This window comes from Pelobacter seleniigenes DSM 18267, assembly GCF_000711225.1.
GTDB classification, from domain to species: Bacteria; Desulfobacterota; Desulfuromonadia; order Desulfuromonadales; family Geopsychrobacteraceae; genus Seleniibacterium; species Seleniibacterium seleniigenes.
The window spans coordinates 278519-296455 of record NZ_JOMG01000001.1; the positions used below are offsets into that span (position 1 = coordinate 278519).

The 17937-nt window shown below is 54.9% G+C and carries 15 protein-coding genes; 11 read left to right on the forward strand and 4 right to left on the reverse strand.

The window, feature by feature from the left end:
- Positions 1–70 precede the first annotated feature (70 nt).
- The 3 genes from N909_RS0101240 (at position 71) to N909_RS0101250 (ending at position 3088) form a co-directional block, all read left to right on the forward strand.
- Positions 71–1063, forward strand: coding sequence for a TRAP transporter substrate-binding protein (locus tag N909_RS0101240; protein WP_029910137.1), 993 nt, complete (start codon positions 71–73; stop codon positions 1061–1063).
- A 70-nt stretch (positions 1064–1133) separates the two neighbouring features.
- Positions 1134–1691: a TRAP transporter small permease gene (locus N909_RS0101245; RefSeq protein WP_029910139.1), complete on the forward strand. Its 558-nt coding sequence runs from the start codon at positions 1134–1136 to the stop codon at positions 1689–1691.
- Positions 1688–3088: a TRAP transporter large permease gene (locus N909_RS0101250; protein WP_029910141.1), complete on the forward strand. Its 1401-nt coding sequence runs from the start codon at positions 1688–1690 to the stop codon at positions 3086–3088. Before N909_RS0101245 ends, N909_RS0101250 begins: the two co-directional genes overlap by 4 nt.
- Positions 3089–3243: 155 nt before the next feature.
- Here the strand turns inward: N909_RS0101250 and N909_RS0101255 are convergent, their stop codons facing one another.
- Together N909_RS0101255 and N909_RS0101260 are read right to left on the reverse strand one after the other, a co-directional pair.
- Positions 3244–3678: a cupin domain-containing protein gene (locus tag N909_RS0101255; RefSeq protein ID WP_029910143.1), complete on the reverse strand. Its 435-nt coding sequence runs from the start codon at positions 3676–3678 to the stop codon at positions 3244–3246.
- Positions 3679–3771: 93 nt separating this feature from the next.
- Positions 3772–4668 carry a LysR family transcriptional regulator gene (locus N909_RS0101260; RefSeq protein ID WP_029910145.1) on the reverse strand — a complete coding sequence of 299 codons (897 nt, stop codon included), beginning with the start codon at positions 4666–4668 and terminating at the stop codon, positions 3772–3774.
- 165 nt (positions 4669–4833) lie between these two features.
- Here N909_RS0101260 and N909_RS0101265 point away from each other — a divergent pair, with 165 nt between their 5' ends.
- From N909_RS0101265 to arsJ, 6 genes are all read left to right on the forward strand, one after another.
- On the forward strand, positions 4834–5025 hold the full coding sequence (locus N909_RS0101265; RefSeq protein WP_029910149.1) for a hypothetical protein: 192 nt from the start codon (positions 4834–4836) through the stop codon (positions 5023–5025).
- Between the two features lie 328 nt (positions 5026–5353).
- Positions 5354–6988, forward strand: coding sequence for an ABC-F family ATP-binding cassette domain-containing protein (locus tag N909_RS0101270; RefSeq protein WP_029910151.1), 1635 nt, complete (start codon positions 5354–5356; stop codon positions 6986–6988).
- Positions 6989–7010: 22 nt separating this feature from the next.
- Positions 7011–7715 carry a spermidine synthase gene (locus tag N909_RS0101275; protein WP_029910156.1) on the forward strand — a complete coding sequence of 235 codons (705 nt, stop codon included), beginning with the start codon at positions 7011–7013 and terminating at the stop codon, positions 7713–7715.
- A 27-nt stretch (positions 7716–7742) separates the two neighbouring features.
- The gene (locus N909_RS0101280) at positions 7743–8222 is read left to right on the forward strand and encodes a GreA/GreB family elongation factor (RefSeq protein WP_029910158.1); all 480 of its coding nucleotides are present in this window, start codon (positions 7743–7745) and stop codon (positions 8220–8222) included.
- A 127-nt stretch (positions 8223–8349) separates the two neighbouring features.
- Positions 8350–9357: an ArsJ-associated glyceraldehyde-3-phosphate dehydrogenase gene (locus N909_RS0101285; protein WP_029910161.1), complete on the forward strand. Its 1008-nt coding sequence runs from the start codon at positions 8350–8352 to the stop codon at positions 9355–9357.
- 3 nt (positions 9358–9360) lie between these two features.
- A complete protein-coding gene (arsJ, locus tag N909_RS0101290) occupies positions 9361–10593 on the forward strand; it encodes an organoarsenical effux MFS transporter ArsJ (RefSeq protein ID WP_029910165.1) in 1233 nt (410 codons plus the stop codon).
- Positions 10594–10640: 47 nt separating this feature from the next.
- On the opposite strand, the gene N909_RS24270 is transcribed toward arsJ, so the two are convergent.
- Positions 10641–12560, reverse strand: a complete 1920-nt coding sequence (locus N909_RS24270) for an ATP-binding protein (protein WP_162179096.1) — start codon at positions 12558–12560, stop codon at positions 10641–10643.
- An 89-nt stretch (positions 12561–12649) separates the two neighbouring features.
- Positions 12650–13831 carry an FIST signal transduction protein gene (locus N909_RS0101300; protein WP_029910171.1) on the reverse strand — a complete coding sequence of 394 codons (1182 nt, stop codon included), beginning with the start codon at positions 13829–13831 and terminating at the stop codon, positions 12650–12652.
- 362 nt (positions 13832–14193) lie between these two features.
- On the opposite strand from N909_RS0101300, the gene N909_RS0101305 reads away from it, so the two are divergent.
- The gene (locus N909_RS0101305) at positions 14194–15549 is read left to right on the forward strand and encodes an ABC transporter substrate-binding protein (RefSeq protein ID WP_051689425.1); all 1356 of its coding nucleotides are present in this window, start codon (positions 14194–14196) and stop codon (positions 15547–15549) included.
- Positions 15546–17936, forward strand: coding sequence for an ATP-binding protein (locus tag N909_RS0101310; protein ID WP_029910179.1), 2391 nt, complete (start codon positions 15546–15548; stop codon positions 17934–17936). The genes N909_RS0101305 and N909_RS0101310 overlap by 4 nt, the downstream gene beginning before the upstream one ends.
- The last annotated feature ends 1 nt before the right edge of the window (position 17937 follow it).

Here is a 17937-nt window from a genome sequence, read left to right on the forward strand (position 1 = left end):
AACCACTTATGTTTCCCATGTCACCATGGTGGTGACATTGCACACTTAACCGATTAAAGAGGAGAGCAAGATGAAAAAAAGTCAACTGGTACTGGTAAGTCTGTTGGTTGCAGTCGCCTTTGTTGCGACAGCAACGCTCGCTTCGGCCGCACCGATCGTCATTAAATTCTCCCACGTTGTCGCCGAGAATACCCCAAAAGGACAAATGGCCAACAAATTCAAGGAGCTGGTGGAAAAACGTTTGCCCGGAAAAGTCGTTGTTGAGGTTTTCCCCAACTCCCAGCTGTTTGGCGATGACAATGTTCTTGAAGCCATGTTGCTCGGAGACGTTCAACTGGCAGCGCCGGCCCTTTCCAAGTTTGAAAAATACACCAGTTCCCTGCAAATCTTCGACCTGCCGTTCCTGTTCAAAGACATGGCCGCGGTTGAGCGCTTCCAGCAAAGTGAAGATGGTCAGAAAATGCTTTCTTCGATGAAAAAAAAGGGCCTGATCGGACTAGGTTACCTGCATAACGGTCTCAAGCAGCTGTCCTCCAGCAGTCCGTTGCGGGTTCCGGCCGATGCCGCCGGCAAAAAGTTCCGTATCATGACCTCCGACGTCCTGGCTGCCCAGTTCGAAGCGGTCGATGCAATGCCGTTGAAGAAGCCGTTCTCGGAAGTGTTCACCCTGCTGCAGACCAAAGCCATTGATGGCCAGGAAAACACCTGGTCCAATATTTATTCCAAGAAATTCTATGAAGTTCAGCCCTATATCACCGAGTCCAATCACGGCGTTCTCGATTACCTGGTCGTGACTTCGAGCGAATTCTGGATGGGTCTGCCTGACGACATCCGTGCAGAAGTCAAAAAATCCCTCGACGAGGCAATCGCTTTCGGCAACGACGTCTCCGAGAAGAAAGCCATTGAAGATCGCCAGAAAATCATCGACTCCAAGCGCTCGGAAGTTATCGAACTGACCGATGCCGAGCGTCAGCAGTGGGTCGAAGCCATGAAGCCGGTCTGGAAACAATTCGAAAACGCCATTGGCAAAGATTATATCGAAGCCGCCGCGGCTTCCAACTAAACCGTAGCTCGCTTCACGGGCCTCACTCATGAGGCCCGTGATTGTTTATTTAATTTGATGAGGTCTGACTATGTTCTACCGGATAATCAACAGTCTGGAAGAGTCGATCATTGCTCTGCTTCTGGCCGCCATGACCTTGCTGGTTTTCGTGGAAGTCGTGCTCCGTTTCGGCTTCGGCCAAGGACTGATGTGGGCCCAGGAGTTAACCCTGCACCTCTCTGCCTGGATGGTGCTGTTCGGCGCCTCCTACGGCATCAAGGTCGGTTCCCATATCGGCGTTGACGCTTTGGTCAAAGTGCTGCCGTTAACCGCCCGCAGGATCGTCAGCGGAATCGCGGTGCTGGCCTGCCTGACCTACTGCGGCCTGTTTTCAAAGGGGGCCTGGGTCTATCTCGCCAAAATGTACAAAATCGGAATTGAATTGGATGACATGCCTGTTCCCAAGTGGATAGCCCACAGCATTTTGTTGATCGGGATGATCCTGATGGCCATCCGCCTGATCATCCTGCTTTGGGCCATCATCACCGGCAAGGCCGACGGCTTCAACCTTGCGGATGAGGCCAAGGAAAGCATGCATTTGATCCAGCAAGCAAAAGCTGAAGCAGACAACGGAGGTGACCCGGCATGACGACTGCAGCCCTGTTTATTATCCTTCTGCTTTGCCTGCTCATGGGCATGCCGATCGCTTTTGCACTGGGACTCTCCAGTATTACCACGATCCTGATTTTTTCCAACGACTCACTGGCGTCCATCGCCTTGAAACTGTTTTCGGCGGAGGCCGGCCACTATACCCTGTTGGCCATCCCGTTTTTCATCCTCTCGTCGACCTTCCTGTCCACCGGCGGCGTCGCCACCAGGATCATTAACTTTGCCATCGACTGCGTCGGCTGGATTCGCGGCGGATTGGCCATGGCCTCGGTCCTGGCCTGCATGATCTTTGCCGCGGTTTCCGGGTCGTCTCCGGCAACGGTCGCCGCCATTGGCTCCATCGTCATCGTCGGCATGGTTAAAGCCGGCTATCCCGAAGAACTGGCGGCCGGGGTCATCACCAACGCCGGCACCTTGGGCATCCTGATTCCGCCGTCCATTGTCATGCTGGTCTATGCCGCGGCAACGGAAGAATCGGCGGCGCGACTGTTTATGGCGGGTTTTTTACCCGGCCTGATGATGGGCTCGATGCTGATGGCGGTTATTTACGTCGTTGCCCGCGTCAAAGGGCTTCCCGCGCAACCCTGGGTGGGCTTTAAAAGCCTGGTACAATCGAGTATCAGCGCCGGCTGGGGCCTGATGCTGATCGTTATCGTGCTCGGTTCGATCTACGGCGGCATCGCCAGCCCAACCGAAGCGGCGGCCGTCTCGGCGGTCTATGCCTATTTCATCGCCATTTTCATCTATCGCGACATGGGGCCGCTGAAGGGAATCCCCTGGCGCCAGAGCAAGGATGAATCTATTGGCAAAATTGCTGCCCGCAACCTCACTCTGTGCCTGCTGGCCATCCCCAAATCCGTGGTCCATTCGGATACCCATAAGGTTTTTCGGGACGCCTCCAAGGTGTCGATCATGTTGCTGTTCATCATCGGCAACGCCATGCTCTTCGCCCATGTCCTGACCACGGAACGGATTCCTCATCACCTGGCGGAAATCATCGTCGGTTGGGGATTGCCGGCCTGGGGCTTCCTGATTGTGGTCAATATCCTGTTGCTGATCGCCGGAAACTTCATGGAACCTTCGGCAATCCTGCTGATCATGGCGCCGATCCTGTTCCCCATCGCGGTCAAATTGGGAATCGACCCGATTCACCTGGGCGTCATCATGGTGGTCAACATGGAGATCGGCATGATCACCCCGCCGGTCGGTCTCAACCTGTTCGTCACCGCCGGGATCACTGGCCACAGCATCACCTGGGTCCTCAAGGCGGCCCTGCCCTGGTTGCTGATCCTGCTGGTGTTCCTGATCCTGATCACCTATATCCCGCAGATTTCGCTGTTCCTGCCGGAGTATATCGACTATCTCAAAGGGTACTGATCGCTATCATTAGCGGGCTGTTGAAAAACAGCCCGCTACACCCATAGCTGCACATGTTCAACAACCCGGTAGCGTCAGCTTCCAGAATGACATCACCGTAACCATTTCATCAAGGGTGCCGAAAGGCACCCTTTTTTCAGGCAACAAGGGCGGAGCTACTCTTTTGGAATCACCAGGGGCTGCCCTTCCCCGCCCATGAAGACGGCTAGAATCCTGACTTCATCCGAACCGATATTATGTCCCTGGTGGAATTCCGTCATCGCTTCCATAAAATTGTCCCCGCTGTGATAAATCCGTTTTCCGGCCGGTCCGTAATCCAGTTCCAGATCGCCGGCCAAAAGATAAGCATACAAGGGAACACCGTGCCGGTGCCAAACGGTTCTTTCACCGGGTTCCAAGACCACAACCATGGCCTTGATCCTGGCTTGTCCTCCGCCGGGATAAAGAATGTCTTCCCCGATCACCGTCTGGCTGGTATCAAGCAGGGTTTTGGTCGTTTTGTAGTCAGGAGAGGCGGCTCCAAAAACAACAGTTTGAAATAACAACCCCACGAGCACAAGACAGACAATGGTTCGAATAGAAAATCTCATGGCGAATCCTTTCAAGCAGATATGAAAAATGCACGTTCCATTGGAATAAAACCCGCCGCCGGAGCAGGAGAGAGAACAAACAATCCATGGTGGTTACGGCAAACTCAGGAACAGTTCCTTATCGGCTTCGATCTGGCCGACAATAAAATCGATGGTCGTCCTGACCCGGGCCAATTGTCGGGAATCGGGATTGACCTGCAACCAGAAACCCCGCTGAATGCTGTACTCGGGCAGGACCGGCACCACCTCCTTTTGGCCATGGGCAAGAAAGTACGGGATCGCACCGATACCACCATCGGCGAGCAGCGCGTTGACCTGAGCCAGCATGGTGGAACTGCGAAAATTGGTGGTCAGTCCCGGGGCGACTTCAGTCCAGAAGCTCAAATCCTGATCAAAAAGCAGATCATCGATATAACCGATCAGGCGGTGCTCATGCAGGTCCTCCCTTTTGGTGATCGGTTTGCTCTCAGCCAGGTAATTTTGCGAGGCAAACAGACCGAATCGGTAATTGGTCAGCTTGCGGACAATCAGATTGCCAACGGTCGGCTTTCTGACCGTAATGGAAATATCGATTTCACGCTTGGCCAGACTGTAATACATGGGCACGGCGATCAATTCGATGGCCAGCGAGGGATGACGACTCTGGAACCTGCTCAGCCGCGAAGCCAGATAGCTGTTGCCGATCCCGTCCGGAGCGCCGATCCGCACCGCCCCGGCCAGTTGGTTATCCTTTCCCGAAACTGACTCCTCCAGCCTGATGACCGTACTCTCCAGTTGCTCGGCATAGGGCAGCAGCAGTTCTCCTGCGGGAGTCAGCCTGCACCCCTTTTCGGTCCGCTGGAACAGGAGGGTGTGGAGAGATTCCTCCAGGGCGGTGATCCGCCGGGCCACCGTACTATGAGTCACTTTCAATTCATTGGCTGCGGCCACAAAAGAATTGGTGCGACTCAGGGCCAGAAAATACCTCATATCGTCCCAGTTTTGATTCATATCGACCCCCGGCTCCCCTCCAATATGAACAATCCCTGCGGCTGAACATAAATGCACAGCACGTGACCTCTTTTTCCTGTTCCTGACGAATAATACTTATTCTAAATTGAATAACAAAAAAACAGAACGACAAAGATCGTCCGCAGGTTGGCAAAGGAGAAGGCCATGAAGATGCAACCCAGCGCAGCATCGACCGCTCAGCCCTACGAAAGTCTGGAAGAACGCCTGGAACGCGGCAGACAATTGCAGTCCACAGCCGTTTTTGACGGGCTCGTCCGCCTGTTCGGCAAAACCAGTGTGCCGGCCGCGGCGGAACAATCTTTTCCCCGGGCCAGCCGCAAGCTGAAGCACTCCTGACGATCTGCGTCACCGGTTCCCGCCCGACCCTGTTCCGCGGCCACCTCGATGCCGGGGTCGGGCATGGGATAATCTACAGCCATCAACCAGGAAGCCAAAAACACCCCCGCTTTGTCCCCTGCAGAATCACGTCCTGGCTTGACATTCCTTAGACGCAACCGTCTGAAAACAGGCAACCTGGTCCGGCATCGCCAACCGGCTCAATCCTCAGCGGCTTAAATACAGAAAAATCATTTGCCCGCAAGCGCCGATCAATGCTACAACCAGCGCGCACCCACCACAGGGACCTTCCCTGTGGTTTTTCTTTGTTTTAAAGGACATTATATCAATGATCAGTGCTCATAACGTGGCCCTTGCCTATGGCAAACGGGTCATTTTCAAAGATGTCAATATCAAGTTTATCCCCGGCAACTGTTACGGACTGATTGGCGCCAATGGTGCCGGAAAATCAACTTTTCTGAAGATTCTCGCCGGAGAAGCGGAAGCCGACAAGGGGGAAATCTCCGTCGGCCCCGGCGAACGCATCGCCATGCTCCGCCAGGACCACTTCGCGTTTGATGAACACAGCGTCATCGACACGGTCATGATGGGGCATGAACGCCTCTTCCAGGTCAAAGCCGAGCGCGAAGCGATCTATGCAAAAGCTGAGTTCACCGATGAAGACGGGGTCCGTTCCGGGGAACTGGAAGCCGAATTTGCAGAACTGAACGGCTACGAGGCCGAAGCCGAAGCGGCCGTGCTGCTGAACGGCCTGGGGATTCCGGAAGAGCTGCGCCATAAACCGATGAAGGAACTCGAAGGGGGAGAAAAAGTTCGTGTCCTGCTCGCCCAGGCCCTGTTCGGCAACCCCGACATCCTGCTCCTTGACGAACCGACCAACCACCTTGACCTCAAATCGATCAACTGGCTGGAAGATTTCCTGGCCCGTTTCCAAAATACCGTGATTGTGGTCTCCCATGACCGGCATTTTCTCAACCAGGTCTGTACCCATGTCGCGGACATCGATTTCGGCAAGATCACCGTCTATGTCGGCAACTACGATTTCTGGTATGAAGCCAGCCAGCTGGCCCTGAAGCAACGCCAGGAGGAAAACCGCAAGACCACCGACAAGGCCAACGAGCTCAAGGAATTCATCCAGCGCTTCAGCTCCAACGCCTCCAAGGCCAAGCAGGCGACCTCACGCAAAAAGCTCCTCGAAAAACTGACCATCGAAGACATGCCGGTCTCCTCGCGCAAGTACCCCTTTGTCATCTTCAAACCGGAGCGGTCCTGCGGCGATGTCATCCTCGAGATCAAGGACCTGTGCAAAACCGTGGACGGGGTTAAGGTGCTGGACAACTTCAGCCTGACCCTCAACAAGGGGGACAAGGTCGCCTTTATTGGCGCCGACAGCCTGACCAAAACCACCCTGTTCCAGATCCTGGCCGGGGAACTGCAGCCCGACAGCGGCAGTTTCCGCTGGGGAGTCACCATCACTCCGGCCTTTTTCCCCATCGATAACAGCAGCTACTTTACCAAGGACCTCAGTCTCATCGACTGGCTGCTGCAGTTTGCGCCGACCGAAGGGGAAAGTTTCGCCCGCGGCTTTCTGGGCCGGATGCTGTTCTCCGGCGATGAAGCCAAGAAGAACGCGACGGTCCTCTCCGGTGGCGAGAAAGTTCGCTGCATGCTGGCCAAGATGATGCTGACCGAAGCGAACGCTCTGGTCTTTGACGAACCGACCAACCACCTGGACCTGGAATCGATCACCGCCCTGAACAACGGGCTGATGGCCTTCTCCGAAGTGGTCCTGTTCACCAGCCATGACCACAAGTTCCTGTCCACCGTCGCCAACCGGATCATCGAATTCACCCCGGCCGGTTTTATCGACCGGATGCTGACCTTTGACGAATACCTGGCCAGCAGCGAGGTGGAGCGCATGCGCGCCGAGCATTATCAGGGCGAAGCGGATCTGAAACTCTAACCGGTCGACAGGAGAAGAGCCTATGGCACTACCCTGGCAGGTCCTCGACCGGGTTACGGTTGCAGGCGAAGGGGATCTTGAATTGCGGCGTCGCGGCAAAGACGATTTCCTGATCAGCATCGGCCCGCAGATCCTGATGAACAGCAAGGCGCAACGTTCCGAGCTGGCCCTTGGCCGACTCGGCTGCAGTAAAATCGGCCAGCATCCCGCGCCGCAGGTGCTGGTCGGCGGCCTGGGCATGGCTATCACCCTGCGCGCGGTGCTGGATGCGCTGCCCGCCAGTGCCGCAGTCACGGTTGCCGAATTGAACGCGCAGGTCTACCAGTGGTGCCTCGGTCCCCTGGCCGAACTGACCGACCATGCTTGCGCTGATCCCAGAGTCAAGGTGCAGATCACCGATGTCGCCGAGTTGATCAAAACCGCGCCCGCCGGCAGCTTCGATGCGATCATCCTCGATCTCTATCGCGGGCCCCACCCGCGGACCGACCAGCGCAACGACCCGCTTTACGGCAGCCGGGCCATCGAATATTATCGAACCAGGCTGAAGACCGGCGGAGTCCTTACCGTCTGGGGCGAGAACCCCGATGCCGGCTTTGAACGACGCCTGCGTGCGGCCGGATTTGCGGTGCGCTGTGAACGTCCCGGCAAGGGTGGCTATCGCCATGCCGTCTGGGTGGCGGAAAAGAAAACCGCCTGCAAGCACCCGGGCAACCCCGACAACAATTAACTTCATAACCCTTTTTCCAGTCAGGCCATGAACAAAGAAGCCCTGCGTCAACAAATCATCGACAAACTCCAGGCCGATCGTGCCCTGCTGCTACAGGCGGCCAGAACCGCCCATGCTGCAGCGACTCACGAAGAAAACATTCCTGACAATAAATATGCCACTCTGGCCCTTGAAGCATCGTACATCGCCCAAGGGCAGGCGGATCGGGCCAATGAAATCAGCGCAGCCCTGACCCTGTTCAAACAGTTGGAACTCAAGGAATTCAGCGCCGAGTCAAGCATTCGCCTGAGTGCAGTGGTCACCCTTGAAGACGACGCCGGTCAAACCCGAACCCTGTTCATCGCACCCGCGGCCGGCGGACAGCTGCTCTCCTGCCAGGGAACCGAGGTCAGGGTTATCACCCCAGACTCCCCGCTGGGGAAAAAACTGCTCGGCCGCTGCTGCGGCGATGTGGTCACCATGCCCGGCAATCCACCCCGGGAGTTTGAAATCATCGCAGTTTGCTAACCCGGACCGTGCCGAACCGGGCAAAGGAGCATTTTTTGTTGTTGAGGGAAAAACTCATCAACTGCTCACAATCTGCTATTATAACCAGCCACAAAGATTGCTTCATGCTGTGCTATGGGAGTCATAAATGAGTATTCGTGTCGGTATTAACGGCTTCGGCCGCATGGGCCGGTTGGCACTACGTGCCGCCTGGGACTGGCCAGAGATCGAGATTGTCCATATCAATGAAGTCAAGGGCGGACCGGAAACGGCGGCCCACCTTCTTGAATTCGATTCGGTCCACGGGCGCTGGGACCGGCAGATTACGGCTGCTGCCGACAGCATCAGCATCGCCGAACGGCGAATCGGTTTTTCCGCCGCAGCCATCCCTGGCGACGTCCCCTGGGCCGACTTCGGTGTGGATATCGTCATTGAGGCGTCCGGAAAATTTCGCACCCCTGCCACCCTGGAGCCTTACTTTACCGGCGGCGTCAAAAAAGTGATCGTTGCCGCACCGGTCAAAGAGGGCGCCCTCAATATCGTCATGGGAGTCAACGACCACCTCTATCAACCGGCCGAGCATCACCTGCTGACCGCCGCGTCCTGCACCACCAACTGCCTGGCCCCGGTGGTCAAGGTTCTCCACGAGCAGATCGGTATCGAGCATGGGGTGATCACAACGATTCATGACATGACCAACACTCAAGTTGTGGTTGATGCCCCTCACAAAGACCTGCGCCGGGCTCGCGCCGGCAGCATGTCCCTGATCCCGACCACTACCGGCAGCGCCACCGCCATCACCCTGATCTATCCGGAGCTGAAGGGAAAACTCAATGGCCACGCCATTCGCGTCCCGCTGTTGACCGGTTCCCTCACCGATGCGGTTTTTGAGATGACCAGGAAAGTCAGCGCCACCGAGATCAACGCCCTGTTCGAGCAGGCCGCCGGCAACGAACTCAAAGGGATCCTCGGCATCGAGTATCGGCCCCTGGTCTCCATCGATTTCAAAAGCGATCCCCGCTCCTGCATCATCGACGCACCATCGACCATGGTGGTGAATGAGACCCAGCTGAAAGTTTACGCCTGGTACGACAATGAAATGGGCTACGCCAACCGGCTCATGGAGTTGTGCCGCAAAGTGGCCTTGAGCCTTTAGCACATGACCAGCGACATCCGCAATTATAGCCTGGTGACCGGCGCCTACTGGGGGTTCACCTTAACCGATGGCGCTCTGCGCATGCTGGTATTGCTACATTTTTACCGGCTCGGCTACAGCCCGACCCAGATCGCCCTGCTGTTTCTGCTCTACGAATTCTGCGGCGTGGTCACCAACCTGATCGGAGGCTGGATCGGCTCCCACCTGGGTTTGAAAGTGACCCTGTTTGTTGGCCTGGCCCTGCAGATTGTCGCCTTGGGCGCCCTGGCCCTGCTTAATCCGGCCTGGCCGATAACCTTCTCGGTCGCCTACGTCATGCTGCTGCAGGCACTCTCCGGGATTGCCAAAGACCTGACCAAAATGAGCAGCAAAAGCGCCATCAAGGTTCTGGTTCCGGGAGATCAGGACAATATCCTGTTCAAATGGGTCGCCCTGCTGACCGGCTCGAAAAATGCCCTCAAGGGAGCCGGCTTTTTCCTGGGTGGATTGCTGCTCTCAACGGTCGGATTCCGACCGGCGCTGTTGCTGATGGCCGCCGGGCTCGCTTTCGTGCTGCTGGCCACGGTGCTGGCACTGCCCGGCAATATCGGCATGGCCAAAAAGAAGACCAAATTCAGCGCCATCCTGTCCAAAAGCCGCGACATTAACCTGCTCTCTGCGGCGCGCCTGTTCCTGTTCGGCTCCAGGGATATCTGGTTTGTGGTCGGACTGCCGGTTTTTCTGTCCGTCACCCTTGGCTGGAACAATACCCAGGTCGGCGCTTTTATGGCCCTTTGGGTGATCGGCTACGGCGGCGTGCAGGTCCTGGCTCCCAGGATTCTGAAGCGCTTTTTAAAAGGAGGTACCCCCCAAGGCGGCACAGCCAGTGGCGGAGCCTTTGCTTTAAGTGTTCTGACTGCGGTTATCGCTCTCGGTATTTGGTTCGAGCTATCACCATGGTTGACGGTGGTGACCGGTCTGACGTTGTTCGGGATGGTGTTTGCCATCAACTCCTCGGTCCACTCTTACTTAATCCTTGCCTACAGCGAGACGGATAACACCACCCTGAATGTTGGCTTCTATTATATGGCAAACGCCGCCGGTCGTCTGATCGGTACACTCTTTTCGGGATTGATGTTTCAGGCGGGCGGTCTGGTAGGCTGCCTCTGGCTGTCAGCCGGTTTTCTGGTGATAGCCAGCGGGTTATCTCTCAACTTGCCTCGTGGCAGCAACAGGGTAGGAATTCAGAGAGCTTGAGCTTTCTCACCGGCACAGAAAGATGCCCCAGAACTTCCCCCCTCCCCTCAACCTTTTGCACAATCAATGGAGCCGAGGGGAAGGCGCAGAGTAAATATCGTCCCCTTTCCCAGTTCACTCTCGACAAATATTTCGCCATTGTGCTGTTTGATAATATCATAAGCGATACTCAGCCCGAGTCCGGTCCCCTGGCCGACGTCTTTTGTCGTATAAAAGGGTTCGAATATCCGCCCCAACAGATGCTGAGGGATGCCGGACCCGTTATCAGCAATACTGATATAAACATTCTGTTCAGCAACAGATGTTGATATCTTGATTTCACCATTATTCTCAATAGCATGCGCGGCGTTGATCAGCAAATTCATCACCACCTGATTCAACTGCCCCTGATTACAATAGACTTCAGGCAAAGAGCTGAATTCACGGGTCAGCTTCGCTTTATATTTCAGTTCATTCCAGACCACTCGGATAGTGCTTTCCAGCCCTTCGTTAATATCAGCCAGCTTAAATTCGGCCTCGTCGATTCGAGAAAAGCTCTTCAGGCTTTGCACTATTTGCTTCACCCGCTCGGCGCCATCCAGTGATTCATCAATCAGTTGCTGTTGATCCTCCACAATAAAATCCAGTTTGAGCTGTTTGCGCTGCTGCGCTAAATCCGCAATGATTTCATCCGTGGCACTGTTCGCTGGTAAGGTATCAATAGCCGCACTTTGGGACTGAATAAAATTCTCGGTTTTGCTCAGATATTTTTTCAGCGTGTTAAGATTACTGATGATAAACCCCATTGGATTATTAATCTCATGAGCAACGCCTGCTGCCAGTTGGCCGATAGATGCCATTTTCTCCTGTTGCAGAACCTTTGACTGGGCGGATTTTAGTTCAGCCAAGGTCTTTTCCAACTGAACCGTCAGAGAATGCAATCCCCGATTGGCGGCTTCAAGCTCACTGGTGCGGACTTTAACCCTCTGCTCCAGCTCTTCGTTAAGACTCTGCAATGCGGCTTCAGCCTTCTTACGTTCTGAAATATCCAGAAAAATCCCATCGACCGAAAGAATGTTACCTGTTTCGTCAAGAACAGGTCGAGCCCCGATCTGCACCCAATGTCTGGAACCGTCCCAACGCCAAAGTTCTGCTTCGAAATTATGGACGTTCCGGCCCTGACGCAATTCTACAAAAAGCTCATTCTGTCGTTGCGGGCGAACAAACATCCGCTCTAAAAAATTCACTTTACCGATAACGGCTTGGGGGCACGAGTAGCCGAGAATATTCGCCGCAGCCGGGTTACAACTCAACACCTCACCTGCCCCGGTAATCTGAACAATACCTTCCGAGGCATTTTCAAAAAGATCCCGGAATTTGAGCTCGGCACGGCGCTCCAGCTCAAGAGCTTTTTCCATATTGCCGAAAGAGATAAAATTGTCTACCCGGGACGACAGCAAACCAACCAGATTGCCCAACCGCAACAGGTCGTCTTCACTCTCCTCGACAGGCTGATAGAACCCTGAATTTTCACCTGAGTTGCCGACGACGAGAAAAGCGAAAAACGGCGACTGTGATCCGAGAGGAAAAATAAAAAACTCCTGCATGCAAAATTTTTCCCGGTATGATGCGAGGTCCGAGGAGTCTTTTTTACAGAAATGATACTCGGCTCCAGCCAAAAGGGATTGAAACAGCACATCGTCGTCACTCAGTCTGAGGTTCATCAGGCGCTGTTCATCTGCGGCTTCGTAATAGCCTTCAACGGCAAAGGCACGATAAACACTGTTTTGTGTATCGTGCCTCAGGAAAAAGACTCTTTCGTGTTCGAGATTGTGGACAACATGGTCAACGGCAAACTCGAAGATCTTACCAATATCAAATGTCGAATTGATATTCCGATTAAGCTCATACAACAATTTATAATTTTTTAGCTGAACATCAAGCTTTTCCTGGAGTCCATAAAGCTTTCCCTCAGCCTTGATCAGCATTTTGATCTGCTGCTGAAGAGCATCATTCTCCTGACGCAACTTGATAATTTCGTTTTTCTCGTTAATGCCTTGATCCGTCATCGCTTCTCTCAAATGACAGCAAGAATGACCGAGGTAAAATTATGAAAACAATTCAATCCGCCGACCGGAGCAATCTCTCCGTAGGTGTAAAAACCGAGCCATGGCACATCGGCGCCCACCTCCTGTTGCAACGAGCGAATCAGATCATTTTTCTCCTGTTCGCGGAACACAACCTTGCCCCGTCCGCTGCATTCGAACTGGAGAATAAATTTCGGTTTCTGTCCGGAAAAATCCTGCCTGATTTTTTCTGATACCTCACACAATTCTTTACGAATCAGCTCCTTATCCCGCCGAACGATCCAGAAACGGGTCCCTTCGGCAACCTCCGACTGGATTGTCACGCTGCCGTCCTGATCATTTTTACTCGGCATATAGCGAATAACATACTCGCCATATTCACCTTTGATCTCCGTCGGAGCCGGGAACCCCAGGCATAGATTCAATGATGCTTTACTCCATTGCTCCTGCCAGTCTTCACTTAAATACCCCTGAAGGGCGGAAAGCGCCGGAGTCCCATCAATTTCCTGAATGACATTTTCCCGGCACCTGGTCACCATCCGCTCGCTTCCAACCGGGATACAACCATGACTGACCCCCCAGGAAAGGCGCCCCTGCCCGGAGATAAGAATGCAGGACAGCCCGTTGGACAGGACCAGGTCATCATGATATTGATAGGTCTTTCGGGAGGTCCAATTATCAGCGGCCAGCCCGCCAAAAACAGGGAGCGGCAAGGTCAGGCATCGTTTAAATGAATTGATAAAGGGGTCGAAATTGAACGTCAACCCATCGGCGAACAAAAGACAGGCCAGGGAATCCCGGGCGGCTACAGAATTGAGCTGGCCGGCCAGGGTTTCCCCGGCCGCCGCAGAGTCGGAAATATCTTCAATCAGAAACCGCTCAAAGCGCAGCTCATCCGAGCAAAAAACCATGACGGAAACGCCAAAGTTTGATTCAGTAGCGGTTTCGTGAGTGATGACCCCTTCACCCGAGCAACCACTCACCGGAGCTCCGCCGCTCGCTTTACGGATAGCATTAAGAAGGGCTTCCTGTTTATATCCAACCGTCGCAAAGACCAGGACAAAATCAGGCTGGATGATTGCTGCCTGGGTCAGTGCTCGTTCAACAGCCTCTTCACCAGCTTTAAGCGGGTTCCTGTGATCACTGAAGCCGACACCAACAGTTGTTCCCATTGACAGATTCCTTTGTGAATCGAGTCTATTTCGAGTCAGCGTTAGCAGAGAAGAATCGGCTTTTTTAACCAATTTTCAGCAAAAATAAAGAACGCTTATAATTAGTCAACATTAACATAAAGCCTTTTTTATTTCATCTTTTTTCTGAGCTGCTTGCGTCGCTCCAAATTAAGCTATTTACATAGAGACCGCATGTAATATTCGAACAGCCTGAAATCGTTGCAAGGGTATTTGAATCTTGCAAAGATAAAAAGCTGAAAGTATTGTCTAAAACAAAAGCTTCAATAAATACTGACGGTTCTTTTTATTGATAAAAACTGAATTCCATGTTTCACATCGCTTTTTCAAAGAGGAATAAGTCTATGGAGCATGAATATCGTTTTTCCGGGTACGCTCTTTTCTGGTGGGCCTGCTTGTTGCTGGTTCTGGCCGGACCGGCAGCTGCTGAACCGACCCGGAATCTCACTATTCTAACCTCCTTTCCGCCGCGCTTTTACACCCCTTTTGTGGAACAGTTCGAACGTCTTTACCCGTCCATTCAAGTCTCGGTCCTGAATAAAAAAACCACCGCGGCCCTGGATGAAATTCATCGCGGAAACGCCCGCAACCTGGACATTTTCTGGTCTTCTTCGGCGGATGCCTTTGATCTGCTGAAGTCGGAACAGGCCTTGCAAAAAACCGTTCACCGGCGCGATTTCCCGTTGGTCTCCATCAATAATATCAAGCTTGACGACCCGGACGGCTTCTTTTACGGGTTCGCCCTCTCCGGCGTCGGTTGGATGTGGAACAATCAGTACCTGCGCAAGGAGAGCCTGCCGATCCCGCAGCGCTGGAGCGACCTGACCCGGCCGATCTATTATGGCCACCTCGCCATGTCGACCCCGGCGCGCTCCGGCACCACGCATATGATTGTCGAAAATTTCCTGCAGGAGTTGGGCTGGGAGCAAGGCTGGCAGCAATTACTGCTGCTGTCCGGCAACTTTGCCACGGTCACCGCCCGCAGCTTCAGTGTTCCGGAAGGGATCAGCAGCGGCCGATTCGGCATCGGCCTGGTTATCGATTTCCTGGCCCTGGCCAGACAGTCAGATAATATCCGCTTTCGCTATGGAGCACCGGTTTTCCCGGTGCCGGCCTCCATTGCCCGACTTAAAGGCGGCAGGAATGAGCGGGAAGCCGATCTGTTCATGGACTTCATCCTCAGCCTGGACGGACAACGCATCCTGCTGCAGCCCGATATCAGCCGCCTGCCCGTTGCGGAAGAGCTTTTTCCTCCGGCCGGCGCACGGACTTCGAACCTGCTAGAACTGTTAGGGCACCAGCAAGTGCGGGCGTTTGCGGTGACCCTGTCCCGTCAGCGCTATCACCTGGTCAATGAGCTGTTCGACCGCATGATCACTTTTAAACTGCGGGAAAGGCGGACCCTGTGGCGTCGGCTGATCGAGCTGGAAAAAAATTGGCAGCGGGATCACCAGCAACTGCAAAGCCTGAAACAAAAGGTCTTAGCTCTGCTCGTCGCCCTGCCGGTCACTGCCGCACAGAGCCGTGATCCGGCCTTCATCGCCGGGCTCGGTCTGGAGCAGGACGGAGAGTCCTCCCAGGCCGACCACCGCGCCACCATCCACCGTTGGGACGCTTTCATCGAACAGAACCTGGCCCAAGCCAAAACGCTGCTCGAGGCTGCGGAAAATACTCCGCAGCAACAGGCGGACCGCCCATGAAGCGAACCATCCGATTCGGCATCTGGACCCGTCTGCTGCTGGCCTTCGGGACTATTTCAGCCATCACCATTGTCACCGGCCTGATCAGTTTGCTGATCCTCAATCATTCCAACGACCTGTTCACTTCCATCATGGACAAGCACCTCCCCGAGGTGATTCAGGTGGCCGACTTCTCCGAAATCGGCGGGCAGATCATCGCTGTTGCACCCAGTCTGATTTCCGCGGCCGATGTCCCCAGCCGGGATCGCATCGCCAGCGATCTGGATGTCCTGCTGCAACGCATCAATCGGCAAATCGGCAAAATGGAAATCAATTCGCCACAGCTCAGACACAGTATTGAAGTCCTGGTCGAAGGGCTCAAAGCCAACCTCGCTGCGTTGCAGAGCACCGTCAGCAGACGCCTCACCGATGAGCAGACCCTGACCGAAAAAATGGAACGGTTACGCTGGCTTTATGCAGATCTGCTCGATGAAATCGAACCCCTGAACCAGGATCTGAGCTACAACCTGGATGCAGAAATAGAGCGCCTGATCGGCGCATCCTTAAGCGGCGACAAAACCTTTTCCGCCCGGCGACTGAGGGACAATCGTCTGGACAAAGAAGCGATTGAACGGATCGGCGACAACGGTGTGCTGCTGGTCAGCCTGCTCTTGCAAGCACCGACTTCGGTTAGTAAGGACCAGGTCGATTATCTGCTGGCGCTCTCTGACGATGCCCTGGGCGTGCTGCGTGACAGCATGGAACGGCTGACCAGTCAGGCCAGCTCGGTCACCCTGCGCCAGGTCCTGGCTGAAATCTTCGCCCTCGCCGAAGGGGACAGTTCGGTATTCGGTATCAAAAAGAAAATCATTGCCGAAGAGACCAGCGGCCAGATCATCCTGGCCGAGAACCGGGTGTTGGTCAATCAACTGCGCCAGGTCATCGACCAGGTCGTCAACCAGACCCGAAGCGATGCCTTCGCCGCGGTGACCGGAACCAAAAACACCCTGGGCAGAGCCCGTCTGCTGCTCATTCTGCTCGGGATTTTCAGCCTGCTGACCGCAGCCTCGGTGTCCTGGTTTTACGTCCGCGGCAATATTGTCAAACGCCTGAATCGGCTGGGCACCAGCATGCAGGCCATTGCCGGTGGCAACCTGCAGCATCCCATCCCCCCCATTGAAGACGATGAGATCGGCCGCATGACCCGGGCCCTGGCCGTGTTTCGCGATACCGCCCAGGCCATGGAGGACGCCCAGGCCCAGGCGATTATCGATAACGCCGATGTCGGACTGATTATTGCCGATGCCGGGGGCACGATCCGTTTTTTCAACGCCATGGCGGTCAAGCTGTTCGCTGTGCAACCGGAATGGATGGTCGGCCGCAGCTTGTTTACCCTGATCCTTGCCGACGGTCACGAGCAGTTGCTGCGCATCTGCAGCGATGTCTATACCGGCAAGCTACAGAGCGCGCCGGCGCAGACCTTTCAGGGCTTAAGAAGCGACGGCACCAGTTTTCCCATCGATGTGTCGATCCATCCGGTCCGGCAACGCAACCAGCGCAGCCTGATCATTACCGTCCATGACGTCAGTGAGCGGGCCAAAGCCCAGGAACTGCTGAAAAAACGGGTCCGGCAAAAGACCGATCACTTAAGCCGCATCAACGTCAAACTCAGACAGGAGGTCCAGGAACGGAAAAAGGTTCAGGACGAACTTGTCCAGGCCGGCAAACTGGCCGCGCTGGGGCAGCTGTCGACCGGGATTGCCCATGAGCTGAACCAGCCGCTGGCGGCAATCCGTCACTATCTGCATAACGCCCGACTGCTGCTGGAGCGGGACGACCTGGCGACCCACCAGCAAAACCTGGGCAAGGTCTCCGAACTGATCGAACGCATGGCCAAGATGATCAATCACCTGAAAACCTTTTCCCGCTGGACCACCAACACCCTGGAACCTGTGGTCCTGGCGACCGCGCTGGAAAAAGCGCTGGCCCTGCTCGCCACCCGGATCGACAATCAGCAGATCCGGCTGGATCTTCCCCCCATCGACGGCCGCTGGAAAGTCATGGCCGAGGCGATCCGCCTGGAACAGGTCTTTGTCAACATCATCGGCAACGCGATCGACGCGGTCAGCAGCATGCCCGAAGATCAGCGCAGCATCGCCATCGCCGCCAACATCGCCGGGGACCGGCTCATCATTCATATCAGTGACAGTGGGCCGGGCATTCCGGAGGACTCCATTGATTCGATTTTCGACCCATTTTATACCACCAAGGAAGTCGGCCAGGGGCTGGGCTTGGGCCTCTCCATCTCTTACAATATCATCAAAGATTTCCAGGGGCATATCGAAGCCGGCCCGGCCCCGGGCGGCGGAACCAGGTTCAGCCTGACCCTGCGCAAAGCCGAGGGATAAG

Excerpts from the sequence above, each read along its gene's own strand:
- N909_RS0101240 (WP_029910137.1), top strand. The coding sequence starts at position 71 with ATGAAAAAAAGTCAACTGGTACTGGTAAGTCTGTTGGTTGCAGTCGCC.
- N909_RS0101245 (WP_029910139.1), top strand. The coding sequence starts at position 1,134 with ATGTTCTACCGGATAATCAACAGTCTGGAAGAGTCGATCATTGCTCTG.
- N909_RS0101250 (WP_029910141.1), top strand. The coding sequence starts at position 1,688 with ATGACGACTGCAGCCCTGTTTATTATCCTTCTGCTTTGCCTGCTCATG.
- N909_RS0101255 (WP_029910143.1), bottom strand. The coding sequence starts at position 3,678 with ATGAGATTTTCTATTCGAACCATTGTCTGTCTTGTGCTCGTGGGGTTG.
- N909_RS0101260 (WP_029910145.1), bottom strand. The coding sequence starts at position 4,668 with ATGAATCAAAACTGGGACGATATGAGGTATTTTCTGGCCCTGAGTCGC.
- N909_RS0101265 (WP_029910149.1), top strand. The coding sequence starts at position 4,834 with ATGAAGATGCAACCCAGCGCAGCATCGACCGCTCAGCCCTACGAAAGT.
- N909_RS0101270 (WP_029910151.1), top strand. The coding sequence starts at position 5,354 with ATGATCAGTGCTCATAACGTGGCCCTTGCCTATGGCAAACGGGTCATT.
- N909_RS0101275 (WP_029910156.1), top strand. The coding sequence starts at position 7,011 with ATGGCACTACCCTGGCAGGTCCTCGACCGGGTTACGGTTGCAGGCGAA.
- N909_RS0101280 (WP_029910158.1), top strand. The coding sequence starts at position 7,743 with ATGAACAAAGAAGCCCTGCGTCAACAAATCATCGACAAACTCCAGGCC.
- N909_RS0101285 (WP_029910161.1), top strand. The coding sequence starts at position 8,350 with ATGAGTATTCGTGTCGGTATTAACGGCTTCGGCCGCATGGGCCGGTTG.
- arsJ (WP_029910165.1), top strand. The coding sequence starts at position 9,361 with ATGACCAGCGACATCCGCAATTATAGCCTGGTGACCGGCGCCTACTGG.
- N909_RS24270 (WP_162179096.1), bottom strand. The coding sequence starts at position 12,560 with ATGCTGATCAAGGCTGAGGGAAAGCTTTATGGACTCCAGGAAAAGCTT.
- N909_RS0101300 (WP_029910171.1), bottom strand. The coding sequence starts at position 13,831 with ATGGGAACAACTGTTGGTGTCGGCTTCAGTGATCACAGGAACCCGCTT.
- N909_RS0101305 (WP_051689425.1), top strand. The coding sequence starts at position 14,194 with ATGGAGCATGAATATCGTTTTTCCGGGTACGCTCTTTTCTGGTGGGCC.
- N909_RS0101310 (WP_029910179.1), top strand. The coding sequence starts at position 15,546 with ATGAAGCGAACCATCCGATTCGGCATCTGGACCCGTCTGCTGCTGGCC.